At 71.4% G+C, this 12,206-nt stretch carries 14 protein-coding genes; all 14 read right to left on the reverse strand.

The genetic code is table 11. From position 1 onward, the window contains the following. Position 1: 1 nt before the first annotated feature. On the reverse strand, positions 2–472 hold the full coding sequence (locus NGK70_RS23580; protein ID WP_251970885.1) for a nitrate reductase cytochrome c-type subunit: 471 nt from the start codon (positions 470–472) through the stop codon (positions 2–4). 2 nt (positions 473–474) lie between these two features. Next, complete coding sequence (gene napH / locus NGK70_RS23585; protein WP_251970886.1) at positions 475–1,407, reverse strand: quinol dehydrogenase ferredoxin subunit NapH; 933 nt, start codon at positions 1,405–1,407, stop codon at positions 475–477. After that, positions 1,404–2,228 (reverse strand): ferredoxin-type protein NapG, encoded by an 825-nt coding sequence (gene napG / locus NGK70_RS23590; RefSeq protein WP_251970887.1) that lies wholly within the window; start codon positions 2,226–2,228, stop codon positions 1,404–1,406. Before napG ends, napH begins: the two co-directional genes overlap by 4 nt. A gap of 13 nt (positions 2,229–2,241) precedes the next feature. After that, positions 2,242–4,800 carry a nitrate reductase catalytic subunit NapA gene (gene napA, locus NGK70_RS23595; protein WP_251970888.1) on the reverse strand — a complete coding sequence of 853 codons (2,559 nt, stop codon included), beginning with the start codon at positions 4,798–4,800 and terminating at the stop codon, positions 2,242–2,244. Positions 4,801–4,955: 155 nt separating this feature from the next. Next, the gene (locus NGK70_RS23600; protein WP_251970889.1) at positions 4,956–5,312 is read right to left on the reverse strand and encodes a chaperone NapD; all 357 of its coding nucleotides are present in this window, start codon (positions 5,310–5,312) and stop codon (positions 4,956–4,958) included. Positions 5,313–5,515: 203 nt separating this feature from the next. Then, positions 5,516–6,103 carry a nitroreductase family protein gene (locus tag NGK70_RS23605; protein ID WP_251970890.1) on the reverse strand — a complete coding sequence of 196 codons (588 nt, stop codon included), beginning with the start codon at positions 6,101–6,103 and terminating at the stop codon, positions 5,516–5,518. Further along, on the reverse strand, positions 6,096–6,662 hold the full coding sequence (gene napF / locus NGK70_RS23610) for a ferredoxin-type protein NapF (protein ID WP_251970891.1): 567 nt from the start codon (positions 6,660–6,662) through the stop codon (positions 6,096–6,098). The genes NGK70_RS23605 and napF overlap by 8 nt, the downstream gene beginning before the upstream one ends. Before the next feature lie 27 nt (positions 6,663–6,689). Beyond that, a complete protein-coding gene (locus NGK70_RS23615) occupies positions 6,690–7,523 on the reverse strand; it encodes a tetratricopeptide repeat protein (RefSeq protein ID WP_251970892.1) in 834 nt (277 codons plus the stop codon). Beyond that, a complete protein-coding gene (locus NGK70_RS23620) occupies positions 7,520–8,002 on the reverse strand; it encodes a cytochrome c-type biogenesis protein (RefSeq protein WP_251970893.1) in 483 nt (160 codons plus the stop codon). Before NGK70_RS23620 ends, NGK70_RS23615 begins: the two co-directional genes overlap by 4 nt. Continuing rightward, a complete protein-coding gene (locus NGK70_RS23625) occupies positions 7,999–8,607 on the reverse strand; it encodes a DsbE family thiol:disulfide interchange protein (RefSeq protein WP_251970894.1) in 609 nt (202 codons plus the stop codon). The genes NGK70_RS23620 and NGK70_RS23625 overlap by 4 nt, the downstream gene beginning before the upstream one ends. After that, on the reverse strand, positions 8,604–10,634 hold the full coding sequence (locus NGK70_RS23630; protein WP_251970895.1) for a heme lyase CcmF/NrfE family subunit: 2,031 nt from the start codon (positions 10,632–10,634) through the stop codon (positions 8,604–8,606). Before NGK70_RS23630 ends, NGK70_RS23625 begins: the two co-directional genes overlap by 4 nt. Continuing rightward, positions 10,631–11,179, reverse strand: coding sequence for a cytochrome c maturation protein CcmE (ccmE, locus tag NGK70_RS23635; RefSeq protein WP_256490709.1), 549 nt, complete (start codon positions 11,177–11,179; stop codon positions 10,631–10,633). Before ccmE ends, NGK70_RS23630 begins: the two co-directional genes overlap by 4 nt. Continuing rightward, positions 11,176–11,379, reverse strand: coding sequence for a heme exporter protein CcmD (ccmD, locus tag NGK70_RS23640; protein WP_251970896.1), 204 nt, complete (start codon positions 11,377–11,379; stop codon positions 11,176–11,178). The genes ccmE and ccmD overlap by 4 nt, the downstream gene beginning before the upstream one ends. Further along, positions 11,372–12,169 carry a heme ABC transporter permease CcmC gene (gene ccmC / locus NGK70_RS23645; RefSeq protein WP_251970897.1) on the reverse strand — a complete coding sequence of 266 codons (798 nt, stop codon included), beginning with the start codon at positions 12,167–12,169 and terminating at the stop codon, positions 11,372–11,374. Before ccmC ends, ccmD begins: the two co-directional genes overlap by 8 nt. Between the last annotated feature and the right edge of the window lie 37 nt (positions 12,170–12,206).

Below are 12,206 nucleotides of genomic sequence, written 5' to 3' on the forward strand. Positions count from 1 at the left end.
CTCACTGCAGCCCACGGGCGCGCTGGAAGGTGTTGCCCACCAGCGGCTTGGCGTCGGTCTGCGGCACGTGGCACTGGGTGCAGAAGTAGCGCCGCGGGCTGATGTTGTCCAGCTCCTGGCCCTCGCGGGTGCGGAAGTGCGTGACGCTGACCTTGGTCGCTCCGCTCTCCTTGGTCTTCTGCCAGGCATGGCAGTCCATGCACTTGTTGTAGTTGCGGGTGATCTGGTAGCCCGAGGTGGTGTGCGGGATCAGCGGCGGCTGCTGCACGAAGTCGCGGTCGGCCGGGCCGTGGTCGCGCTCCTGCTTGTGGCCTCCGGGCGGGTTGTCCTGGTTCACCGGCGTCCCCCCGCGTAGGCCCTGCAGCTTGACGGGGGCGGACGCTGCCGCATCCGCCGCGCGGGCGAACTGCTGCAGGCCCATGGCCACGAGGCCGACGGCCAGGGCGATCTTGATGCAATCCTTGATGGTCATGGTCAGACCCTCCTCGTGTCGAAACGGTGTGTGTAGGTGAAGACATCCGGGCCGCAGACGTCGATGCAGCGGCCACAGTTGGTGCAGGCGGAATCGGTGATGACGGGCGAGGCGCCGCCCTTGCCCCTGTCCTTGCCCTTGAGTGCGATGGGAATGACCTGCGGCTCGGGGCACACGGCGTAGCAGTCCGCGCAGTCGTTGCAGCGGCTGCTGTGGCGTGCCGAGACACGCAGCAGCGCAACCCGGCCGATCAACGCATACATCGCACCCACCGGGCAGACGTGGCCACACCAGCCGCGCGGCGCGACCAGCAGGTCGAACACGAACACCGCCGCGGTGACGCCCCAGGCGACGCCGCCACCGAAGATCAGTGCGCGCTGCGTCAGGCTCACCGGGTTGACGGTCTCCCAGGCCGCAAAGCCGCTCACCGCGCTGGCCAGCAGCACGGCGCCCAGCAGCCAGTACCGCAACGACCCACGCGGCGCCCGACCGGTGTGGATCCCCAGGCGCCGGCGCAGCCAGGCCGCGGCATCGGTCACCACGTTGACCGGACAGACCCAGGCGCAGAACACCCGCCCGCCCACCAGGGCATAGAAGGCGACCACGATGCCCGCGCCGATCAGCGCCGACAGCTCCGGCACATGCCGCGCCGCCAGCGTCTGCGCCAGCACGAAGGGATCCGTCAGCAGCAACACGCCCAGCGTCAGGCTGCTGGACAGGTTGCCCTTGACGATCCAGACACCGGCCAGCGGGCCGAGCAGGAACAGGCCGAAGATGGCGCACTGCACCAGCCGGCGCAGCAGCCAGAAGCGGTGCGCGGCGAGCCAGCCCTTCATGCGCACCGCCTCGCGGCCGGGCCGTTGAACCTGGCCGGCGTGCTTGAGGCCAAAGGTGCGCGACTCGGCGGGGGTGGCGATGGGTGGCGTCAGCTTCATGGCGCGCCTCCGGAGGCGGCTGCGCCGGGCGCGAGCACCGGTGGCGTGTAGGGCGCTGCCCCCGAACGCAGCGGCGCCAGGTCACCGGGCACGGCGTGTTCGGGCAGGCGCTGCACCGGCGCGTCGAAGTGGGGACGGCCGTCGCGACTGCCGGCCTCCCAGCCCTTGCGGTAGTGGTGCCCCAGCTCGCCGCGGGCGATGGCCGCCGGCAGCACCTTGATGGCGGCCTGCTCCAGCACGCAGCTCTTCTCGCACTTGCCGCAGCCGGTGCAGGCCCCGGCATGCACCGTGGGCAGCAGCATCGCGTGGCGGTCGCTGCGCGGGTTGGAGACTTTCTCCAGCGTGATGGCCTGGTCGATCACCGGGCAGACGCGGTAGCAGACGTCGCAGCGCAGGCCCAGGAAGTTCAGGCAGTTCTCCTGGTCGATCAGCACCGCCACGCCCATCTTCGCCTTCGCGATGTCGGTGAGCGCCGGATCGAGCGCGCCGGTGGGGCAGGCCTTGACGCAGGGCACCTGCTCGCACATCTCGCAGGGGATCTCGCGGGCGACGAAATAGGGCGTGCCAATGGCCACGTCCGCGGCGATGCCATCGCCCCAGCGCGAGAGCTTCAGGTTCTGCGGCGGACAGTCGCGCACACACAGGCCGCAGCGCACGCAGGCGGCCAGGAAGCGGTCTTCCGCGAGCGCGCCCGGCGGGCGGATCGCCTGCGCCGGCCGCGCCAGCGCCGGCCGCCCAGCCAGGGCCGCACCGCCGGCGATGAGCCCGGCGGTGGCGGCGCTGGCAGCGCCCTGCATCAGTTCACGTCGCGACAGCTTCATGGCGAGCAGAGGGTCAGGCCCTCACCACCTTGACGGCGCACTTCTTGAAATCGGTCTCCTTCGAGATCGGGCAGGTGGCGTCCAGCGTCAGCTTGTTGACCAGCCGGCCCTCGTCGAAGAAGGGCACGAAGATCAGGCCCTTGGGCACCTTGTTGCGGCCCTTGGTCTCCACCGCCAGCTCGATCTCGCCACGGCGCGAGGCCACCTTGACCTTCATGCCGCGCTGGATGCCGCGCGCCTTGGCGTCGTCGGGGTGCATGAAGCACACCGCCTCGGGCACCGCGCGGTGCAGCTCGCCCACGCGGCGGGTCATGGTGCCGGTGTGCCAGTGCTCCAGCACACGGCCGGTGCACAGCCACAGGTCGTAGTCCTTGCCCGGGCTCTCGGCCGCCGGCTGGTAGGGCAGCGCGAAGATCACCGCCCGGCCGTCCTTGTGGCCGTAGAACTTGATCCCCTCGCCCGCCTTCACATAGGGGTCATAGCCCTCGCGGAAGCGCCACAGCGTCTCCTTGCCATCCACCACCGGCCAGCGCAGGCCGCGCGCCTCGTGGTAGACGTCGAAGGCCGCCAGGTCGTGGCCGTGGCCGCGGCCGAACTCGGCGTACTCCTCGAACAGGCCCTTCTGCACGTAGAAGCCGAAGGCGGTGGACTCGTCGTTGCGGTAGTCCTTGATGTACTTGCCGTTGACCTTGCCCAGGTCGGCCGCCGGGAACTTGTTGACCTTGCCGTTCTTGTAGAGCACGTCGAACATCGACTTGCCCTTGAGTGCGGGCATCTTGGCGATCAGCTCGGCCGGCCAGACCTCCTCGATCTTGAAGCGCTTGGCGAACTCCATCATCTGCCACAGGTCCGAGCGGGCCTGGCCCGGCGCGCTGACCTGCTGGCGCCAGAACTGGGTGCGGCGCTCCGCGTTGCCGAAGGCGCCTTCCTTCTCCACCCACATCGCCGCGGGCAGCACCAGGTCGGCGGCCATCGCGCTGACCGTCGGGTAGGGGTCGCTGACCACCACGAAGGCCTTCGGGTTGCGCCAACCCGGCAGGATCTCGCCGTTGATGTTCGGCCCGGCCTGCATGTTGTTGTTGGTGGTGACCCAGTAGCAGCGCAGCTTGCCGTCCTTGAGCGCGCGGCTCTGGGCCACGGCGTGCAGGCCGATCTTGTCGGGGATGGTGCCCTCGGGCAGGCCCCAGATCTCCTCGGTGTGGCGGCGGTGGTCCGGGTTGGTCACCACCATGTCGGCCGGCAGGCGGTGCGCGAAGGTGCCCACCTCGCGCGCGGTGCCGCAGGCGCTGGGCTGGCCGGTGAGGCTGAACGGGCCCGAGCCCGGCGTGCTGATCTTGCCGGTCAGCAGGTGGATGTTGTAAACCATGTTGTTGGCCCACGTGCCCCGGGTGTGCTGGTTGAAGCCCATGGTCCAGAAGGACACCACCTTGACCTTCGGGTCGGCATAGAGTCTGGCCAGGTCTTCGAGCTGCTTGACCGGCACGCCGCTGAGCTTGCTGACCTTCTCGGCGGTGTACTCGCTGACGAACCTGGCGTACTCGTCGAAGCTGATCGGCGTCGCGTCGTTCGGGTTGTTCTTGGGCTTGCCGTCGGCGCCGGGGTAGCCGTTGGAGGTCGCGTCCTTCTCCAGCGCATGGCCGGGGCGCAGGCCATAGCCGATGTCGGTGGCGCCCTTCTTGAAGTTGATGTTCTTCTTGACGAACTCGGTGTTCACCTTTTTGTTGGTGATGATGTAGTTCGCGATGAAGTTCAGGATCGCCAGGTCGGTCTGCGGCGTGAAGACCATCGGCTGATCGGCCAGGTCGAAGCTGCGGTGCTCGTAGGTGGACAGCACCGCGACCTTGACGTTCGGGTTGGACAACCGGCGGTCGGTGATGCGGCTCCACAGGATGGGGTGCATCTCGGCCATGTTCGAGCCCCAGAGCACGAAGGCGTCGGCCTGCTCGATGTCGTCGTAGCAGCCCATCGGCTCGTCGATGCCGAAGGTGCGCATGAAGCCCGTCACCGCGCTGGCCATGCAATGGCGCGCGTTCGGATCCAGGTTGTTGGAGCGAAAGCCCGCCTTCCAGAGCTTGCTGGCAGCGTAGCCCTCCCAGATCGTCCACTGGCCGGAGCCGAACATGGCGATCGAGCCCGGGCCCTCGGTCTTCAGCGCCTCCTTCCACTTGGCGGCCATGATGTCGAAGGCCTCGTCCCAGCCCACCGGCACGAAGTCGCCTTCCTTGTCGTACACGCCGTTCTTCTTGCGCAGCAGCGGCGTGGTCAGGCGGTCCTTGCCGTACATGATCTTGGACAGGAAGTAGCCCTTGATGCAGTTCAGCCCGCGGTTGACCGGCGCCTCCGGGTCGCCCTGGGTGGCGACCACGCGCCCGTCCTGCACGCCCACCATCACCGAGCAGCCGGTGCCGCAGAAGCGGCAGGGCGCCTTGTCCCAGCGCACCGCCACGTCGGCGGCGGTCTTGGCCGGCGCCGGTGCGGCCGCCTCGGCCACGACGGGCATGGAAATGCCGGCCGCAGCCGCGCTGGCCGCCAGGGCCTGCGATTTCAGGAAGTCACGGCGATTCGATTCCATGGTGTGTTCGCTCGGTGGGGTGATCAGAGAATGCAGCAGCGCCGCCCACATTGGGCCCAGGGCCCGCGGGGAAGATCTGCCGTGATGAGTCGGAGGTCCGGGACCGGCTGGGAGCAGCCGGGAGCAGCCGGGGAAATCAATGTGCGCCGCGCCCCTCAGCCGGGCGGTGCGCTGCCGTAGCGGGCCAGCTCGGCCAGCCCCATGCGCCAGTCGGTGGCGCCCTGCAGCACCGGCCCGGCCACTGGCTGGGCAGCCGGCGCATTGGCCGGCGTACCGGAGTACTCGTAGACCAGCGAGGTCGACAGCACCTCGGGCCACAGGGCGATCTGCGCCAGCTGGCCGGCCGCGCTGACGGGCAACCCGTCGGCGGTGCAGGCATCCTCCAGCACCGCCACCAGGCGGCCATCACCCGGGTTGAGCGCCACGTCCACGCCCGCCAGCGAGCCCATGCGGGTGACGACGGCGTCCAGATCGTTCATTCGGGTGCGCACCACGGCGCCGAGGATGTTCATGGCCCTGCTCCTGACCCCAGGCTTGCTCACCCTCCAACGGAGGGGATCAGGCAACCTCGGAAGACTGCAAAGTGTGCCGTTCCCAACGACGGCCGGCACAGACTTGACTATGCTCAAGTTTCGATCGCAGGGCTTTGATGCTCGTCAAATTGACGAACATCAAGGCTGACGGACCCCCGCCGGCCCTGGGGTTCTCCCGAGGGTCAGGCGACCCATTGCACGAAGTCGTCCACCGCCGGGCGCTGGCGCGGCGGCTTGCTGCTCAGTGGCGTGCCCAGGCTGATGAAGCACACAGCCTCCTCGCCCTCGCGCACGCCAAAGGCACTGCGCAGCAGCGGCGAGCGCAGCGCCCGCCCGCTCGACAGCCCGCTGGCGTAGCCCCGCGCACGCGCGGCCAGCAGCAGGTTCTGGATGGCGCAGCCCAGCGACAGCAGCCGCTCGGCAGGTGGTACATCGGGATCTTCGGCACGCAGGTCGGCAATGGCCAGCAGCAGCACCGGCCCCCGGACGGCCTTGCGGCGCGCGTCCTCGATCTGCCCGGGCAGGGCCTGCGGGTCGCGCTCCAGCAGCGCATCGGCAAAGCACTGCGCCAGGCGCTCGCGCGCCGCGGGGCCGAGCACCAGGAAGCGCCAGGGCCGCAGCTGCCCGTGGTCCGGGGCCGCCGCCGCGGCGGCGAAGAGCTCGCGCAGCTGCCGCTCGTCCGGGGCCGGCTCGCCCAGGCGCTTGGGTCCGACGTGCTGGCGGGTGTGGATCAGCGCGTCGCAGAGCTCGGTGAGCTGGGTGTCATCCATGGTCGGCCTCGGGGGCGGTCGAACGGTCGGGCGCGGCTGCGGTCGCCGCGGGAGGGGCAGGCTCGGCCATCGTGATCGCGGCCACCGGGCAGAGCGACACGCACTCGCCGCAGCCCGTGCAGGCCTCGGTGTCGATGCGCAGCTGCGCCACACCGCCCAGCGCGGGCACGAAGCGCAGGGCGCGCGCGTCGCAGGCGTCGGCACACAGGCGGCACTCGACCCGGTGCTGCGCCAGGCAGCCCGTGCCGATGGCCACGCGCCAGGTGAAGGCCGGCGGCGTGGCGGTCGCTGCGGGCACGATCGCCCCGGTCGTGCAGGCGCTGCGGCAGGCACCGCACTCGTCGCAGCCCTGCCGGGCAAAGCTCAGGACCGGGAAGCCGCCCGCCGCAAGCAGGCCGCGCGGGCAGGCGCGCACGCAGTCGCCACAGCGGCTGCAGCGTTCGGTGAAGGCCGCATCGGGCCGCAGCGCCCAGGGCGGGCGCGGCTGGGGCACCCGGGCCGCGGCCAGCTCGGCCGGCCGGGCCGCAGCGCGCAGGAAGAAGCGTCGGCGTGGGTCCATGCCACCCAGTCTGTGCGCCCGCGCGCCTCAGCGCCCGCTGGCCGCGGTGGCGGGTTCGGCGGGCGCGGCGGCGCGGCGCGGGTCCACGCCCTGCGCCAGCTTGGCCAGTGCCTCGTCCAGCGTGGCGCGGTCCTCGGAGCCCGGATCGGACTGGTCACGCAGCGCGGTGAAGGCAGCCCGCGCCGCCGCAAAGTCATGCCGGTCCAGCGCAGCCAGGCCGGACAGCATCAGCACGCCCGGGTGCTGCGGCGCCAGCGCCTGCGCGCGGCGCAGCAGCTGCAGGCTGCGCGCATCGAAGTGATCGTCGGCCGCCAGCATGCGCACCTCGATCCAGTCGACCAGCCGGTTGGGGTCACGCTGCCAGGGCTGGCCGGCGGCGATCAGCCCGGCCGGCCCAGCGACCGAGGCGGCCGCCACCGCTGCGGCCGGCGCCCCCGTGTCGGGTGCGGCCCGGTCGGCCTGCTCGTAGGCCTCGGCCGACTCGGCGGCCCGGCCCATCACCTTGTAGGAATGCGCCAGCATCAGCCAGCCCTTGACGTCGCCGGGGTCGCGCTGGAGGCGCTCGGCGAGGCGCTCGACCATGCTCTCGACCTGGGCCACCGAGCCGGTCTCGCGCTCGGCTGGGTTGAGCGCGCGCGGCTGGCCGAGCGCGGCATAGAGCGCCAGCGCCAGCAGCGGCAGCCCCACCGCGAAGGCAAAGGCCTGGCCGCGCGGTGCGCCGCCCCCCGCCTCCGCGCCCCCGCCAGCGGCCGGGGTGGCCCGTGCGGCGCGGGCCAGGCTGAAGGTGAACAGGGCCACCAGCACCAGGGCGGTGGCGGCGAAGGGCCAGAACCAGCCCTGCAGGAAAGCGCTGCTGCTCATGATGTCGACCTCGAAGGGCTGTCCTCACCGCCCCGCGTGCGGCGGGTCTGGCGCCAGACCACCACCGCGCCGATGGCCAGCAGCAGCGCCGGCCCGAGCCAGAGCAGCCCGGTGCGAGCGTTGACGGGCGGGCGGTAGGTGACGAAGTCGCCGTAGCGCTGTACCAGAAAGTCGAGGATCTGCGCATTGCTGTCACCGGCGGCCATGCGCGCCTGGATCTCGCGCTTGAGGTCCATCGCCAGCGGCGCGTGCGAGTCGGCCAGCGACTCGTTCTGGCAGACCAGGCAACGCAGCTCGCTGGTCAGCGCCATGAAGCGGTCGGCGTCCACTTCGCCTGCCACCGCTGCGGCCGAGGCTGAAACCGAAGCAGAAACCGAAGTAGAACCGGACGCCGGCATCGGCGCAGGCACCACCGCCCAGCCCGCGTTGGACAGCAGCAGGGCGGCGATGGCCACCAGCCGGGACAGGGACGGCCTCATGCGCCCTCCTTCGCCGCCGGCTTGCCGTCCAGCAGCGGCAGGATGCGATCGCGGATGACTTCGGGCGTCAGCGCGCCGATGTGCTTGTGCACGATCACGCCACGCGCGTCGATCACGAAGGTCTCGGGCGCGCCGTAGACCCCCAGCTCGATGGCCAGCCGGCCATCGGCATCGACCAGCGAGGTGCTGAACGGGTTGCCATGCCGGGCCAGCCAGGCCTGGGCGTCGCCGGCCTTGTCCTTGTAGTTCAGGCCGATGAGCTGGTCGCTGCGGCCCTGGGCACGCAGCTGCGCGGCCAGCGCCAGCAGGGCCGGGTGCTCCTCCACGCAGGTGGCACACCAGGAGGCCCAGAGGTTGATCAGGCGCGGCTTGCCGGTCCACTGCGGCGCGCCGATGGGCGTGGGGTCGTTCAGCTGCGGCAGCGCCAGCGCGGGCCAGGGCTTGCCGATCAGCACCGAGGGCAGCTCGCGCGGGTCGCGCCCCATGCCCGCGGCCAGCAGGCCCAGCAGGGCCACCACCGCCGCCAGCGCGGCCCACAGGCCCCAGCGCGGGCGGCCCTTGGGCGATGCCCCCGCCACAGGAGAGGAACCACTCACTTCGCTCATGCCGAAGGCTCCGGAACGGGTTGGAAGGCCGCGGCCGGGGCACCGCCCGCCGTAACGTCAACGGCAACGTCTGCCGCGGCATCGGCCGGTTGGCGCACACGCCGGTAGCGCCGCGCCGCAGCGGCCCAGAAGCTGCCGATGGCCATCAGCAGCACGCCGCCCCAGACCCAGCGCATGAAGGGCTTGTACTGCACCCGCACGCTCCATGCGCCCTGCTCACCCGGGCCGATCGCCTCGCCCAGCGCGACGTAGAGGTCGCGCGTCAGGCCCGGCGAGATGGCCGATTCGGTCATCGGCATGCCCGAGCCGACGTAGGCGCGCTTCTCGCTCAGCAGCGCGAGCGGGGCCGCGCCGGGGCAGGCCAGGCTGAATTCGCCGGCCTTCGACTCGTAGTTGGGGCCCTGGCGTGCGGCCATGCGCTCGAAGCGCAGCGTGCAGCCCGCCAACGGGTGGCTGTCGCCCGGCGCCATGCGCACGTCGCGCTCGACGCCGTAGCCCTTGACCATCGCCACGCCGACCACGAAGACCGCCACCCCCAGGTGCGCCGCGACCATGCCGGCCGGGCCGGCGCCGAAGTCCGCCCAGCGGCCGTTGCGCAGCCTTTGCCCGGCCCAGTGCAGCGTCGACACCGCCACGCCCAGCGCCAGCAGCAGCGCGGCCAGCACCAGCGGGTGCACCACGCCGTAGACCGCCGACAGTGCCCAGGGCAGCGCCACCGCCCCGAGGCCGAGGGCCAGCAGCGTGGGCACAAGCCGGCGCAGCAGGCCCGGGCCGTCGCTGCTCCAGCGCAGCCAGGCGGCCACCAGCAGCAGCGCGGCCATCGGCAGCAGCAGCGGCGCCATCACCGCGTCGAAGTAGGGCGGGCCCACCGAGATCTTGCCCAGGTTGAGCGCGTCCATCGCCAACGGGTAGAGCGTGCCCAGCAGCACGCTGGCGCAGGCCACCACCAGCAGCAGGTTGTTGACCGCCAGCGCGGTGTCGCGCGACAGCAGCGCGGCCGGCGCCTGAGCCGGTTCACGGTCGATCAGGCGCTCGCTGCGCTGGGCGTACAGCGCCAGGCTGCCCAGCAGAGTGACGGCGATCATCGCCAGCATGAAGCTGCCACGCCGCGGATCCGACGCGAAGGCGTGCACCGAGGTCAGCACGCCCGAGCGCACCAGGAAGGTCCCCAGCAGCGAAAGCACGAAGGCGCCGATCGCCAGCCAGGCGCTCCAGTGCACGAAGCGCTGGCGCTGCTCGCGCACGGCCAGCGCGTGCAGCAGCGCGGCCAGCGCCAGCCAGGGCATCAGCGAGGCGTTCTCGACCGGATCCCAGAACCACCAGCCGCCCCAGCCCAGCTCGTAGTAGGCCCACCAGGACCCCAGCGCGATGCCCAGCGAGAGGAAGGCCAGCGCCGCCGCGGTGTAGGGCCGCGCCCAGCGCACCCAGTGGCGTGCCGCCTGCGGCGAGGCCGGCGCCCAGAGCGCTGCCAGCGTCATCGCGAAGGGCACCGCAGTGCCGACGTAGCCCATGTAGAGCAGCGGCGGGTGCATCACCAGGCCCGGGTCCTGCAGCAGCGGGTTCAGGCTCTGCCCCTCGGCGGCACCGGGCAGCAGGCGGATGAAGGGGTTGGAAGTGAAGAGCACGAAGCTCAGCATCGCCACCGCCACCAGGCCGAGCATGCCCAGCACGCGCGCGGCGTAGGCGCGGTCCTGCCGGCCCAGGCCCCACAGCGCCGCAGCGCTCCATAGCGCGAGCACGAAGGCCCAGAGCAGCATCGAGCCCTCATGCCCGCCCCAGACCGCGGCGACGCAATAGGCCAGCGGGAGCGTCGAGTGGCTGTGCTGCACCACGTAGACCAGGCTGAAGTCGTGCTGCACGAAGGCCCAGGCCAGCGCCAGCATCGCCCCGCCCACGCCGGCCAGCTGCCAGCGCACCGCGGCGGCGCCCAGGCGCGGCTGCACCGTCGGGCCCAGGCCGGCCCAGGTCTGCACCAGCGCTGCCAGCAGCGCGAGCATCAGCAGCAGATGACCGATTTCCCCCGTCATGGCTTGGCCCCCGCGGCGGACGCCGTAGCCGCCAGCGCCGCGGCCGAGGCGGCCGCGGCCTGCGCCGTGCCCTTCTTGACGGCGTCATGCACCTCGGGCGGCATGTAGTTCTCGTCGTGCTTGGCGAGCACCTCGGTGGCCACCAGGCGGCCGGAGGCGTCCAGGCGGCCCTGGGCGATCGCGCCCTTGCCGGCGGAGAAGAGGTCGGGCAGCACGCCGTCGTAGACCACCGGCACGTTGTGAGCGTTGTCGGTCAGCACAAAGTTCACGCGCAGGCTGCCGGGTTCACGCCGGATCGAATCGAGCTGCACCAGCCCGCCCACGCGCAGCGCGTCGCGGCCCTGCACCTCGCCGGCCGCCACCTGGGTGGGCGTGACGAAGAAAACCAGGTTGCTGCGGAAGGCGTTGAGCACCAGGGTGGCCGCCACCGCGATCAGGACCCCGATGGCCAGCAGCATCACGAGCCGGCGCCGGCGCGGCGTCCAGGCCGAACGAGGCGATGGGGGCGAAGGGGGCGGAGGGGGCTTCACGGCAGGCGTGTTCATCGCAGGTGCTCCCCGGCGCCGCGCCCGCCGTTCGCCTTCAGGCGGCGCTCGCGCTGCTGGAGCAGCAGCCACTCGCCAGCCAGCGCCACGGCGCAGATGCCCAGCGTCGGCCAGACGTAAAGGCCATGCCGGCCCATACGCAGGAAGGAGGCCACATCGGGCCACCAGGGTGTCAGGAAGGAAGAAAACGCGTCAGGCACGGGAGGCCTCCAGGTCGGCGGCGGACAGCTCGGGGCCACCGTCATCGGATTGATTCATGTCGTCCTGCAACTGCTGCAGCCAGCGCGCCTGCGCCTCGCGCTCGGCAATGATGAGCTGCACCCGCTTGAAGGCGGTGGCCGCGGTGTAGGCCCAGGCTGCGCCGATCATGAGCAGCAGCGCGGTGAGCATCTCGGGGGCCATGCTGGCCTTGCCGGGCGACAGGCTGGCGCCCTGGTGCAGGGTGTTCCACCACCGCACCGAGAAGTAGATCACCGGCAGGTTCACCGCGCCCAGCAGCGCCAGCACGGCGCAGGCGCGGTCGGCCCGGGCGCTGTCCTCGTTGGCGCGCAGCAGCGCGAGGTAGCCCAGGTAGAGGAAGAACAGCAGCAGCGACGAGCTCAGGCGCGCATCCCAGACCCACCAGGTGCCCCACATCGGCTGGCCCCAGAAGGCACCGGTGATCAGGCTGAGCAGCGCGAACACCGCGCCGGTGGGTGCCAGCGCATGCGCCAGCATCGCCGAGGCACGGGTGTGCCACACCAGCCCGACGAAGCTCCAGAAGGCCATCAGCAGGTAGACGAACATGCTCATCCACGCCGCGGGCACGTGCACGTAGAGCAGCCGGTAGCCCTCGCCCTGCACCGCATCGGCCGGAGTGACCACCAGCGCCAGCCACAGCCCGGGCAGCGCCAGCGCCAGTGCCAGCCACAGCAGCGGGCGCACCAGACGCGCGGCCAGCGCGTGCAGGCGCATCGGGCTGGCGAAGTAGAAGATCAGGCGGGAAAACATCGCAGGAACCTTGTGGGAGGGCCGTTTCGTGCAGTCA

The organism is Sphaerotilus microaerophilus (assembly GCF_023734135.1).
GTDB lineage: Bacteria > Pseudomonadota > Gammaproteobacteria > Burkholderiales > Burkholderiaceae_C > Sphaerotilus > Sphaerotilus microaerophilus.

Coding starts and splice junctions, on each gene's coding strand:
- NGK70_RS23580 (WP_251970885.1), bottom strand. CDS start 472: ATGACCATCAAGGATTGCATCAAGATCGCCCTGGCCGTCGGCCTCGTG.
- napH (WP_251970886.1), bottom strand. CDS start 1,407: ATGAAGCTGACGCCACCCATCGCCACCCCCGCCGAGTCGCGCACCTTT.
- napG (WP_251970887.1), bottom strand. CDS start 2,228: ATGAAGCTGTCGCGACGTGAACTGATGCAGGGCGCTGCCAGCGCCGCC.
- napA (WP_251970888.1), bottom strand. CDS start 4,800: ATGGAATCGAATCGCCGTGACTTCCTGAAATCGCAGGCCCTGGCGGCC.
- NGK70_RS23600 (WP_251970889.1), bottom strand. CDS start 5,312: ATGAACATCCTCGGCGCCGTGGTGCGCACCCGAATGAACGATCTGGAC.
- NGK70_RS23605 (WP_251970890.1), bottom strand. CDS start 6,103: ATGGATGACACCCAGCTCACCGAGCTCTGCGACGCGCTGATCCACACC.
- napF (WP_251970891.1), bottom strand. CDS start 6,662: ATGGACCCACGCCGACGCTTCTTCCTGCGCGCTGCGGCCCGGCCGGCC.
- NGK70_RS23615 (WP_251970892.1), bottom strand. CDS start 7,523: ATGAGCAGCAGCGCTTTCCTGCAGGGCTGGTTCTGGCCCTTCGCCGCC.
- NGK70_RS23620 (WP_251970893.1), bottom strand. CDS start 8,002: ATGAGGCCGTCCCTGTCCCGGCTGGTGGCCATCGCCGCCCTGCTGCTG.
- NGK70_RS23625 (WP_251970894.1), bottom strand. CDS start 8,607: ATGAGCGAAGTGAGTGGTTCCTCTCCTGTGGCGGGGGCATCGCCCAAG.
- NGK70_RS23630 (WP_251970895.1), bottom strand. CDS start 10,634: ATGACGGGGGAAATCGGTCATCTGCTGCTGATGCTCGCGCTGCTGGCA.
- ccmE (WP_256490709.1), bottom strand. CDS start 11,179: ATGAACACGCCTGCCGTGAAGCCCCCTCCGCCCCCTTCGCCCCCATCG.
- ccmC (WP_251970897.1), bottom strand. CDS start 12,169: ATGTTTTCCCGCCTGATCTTCTACTTCGCCAGCCCGATGCGCCTGCAC.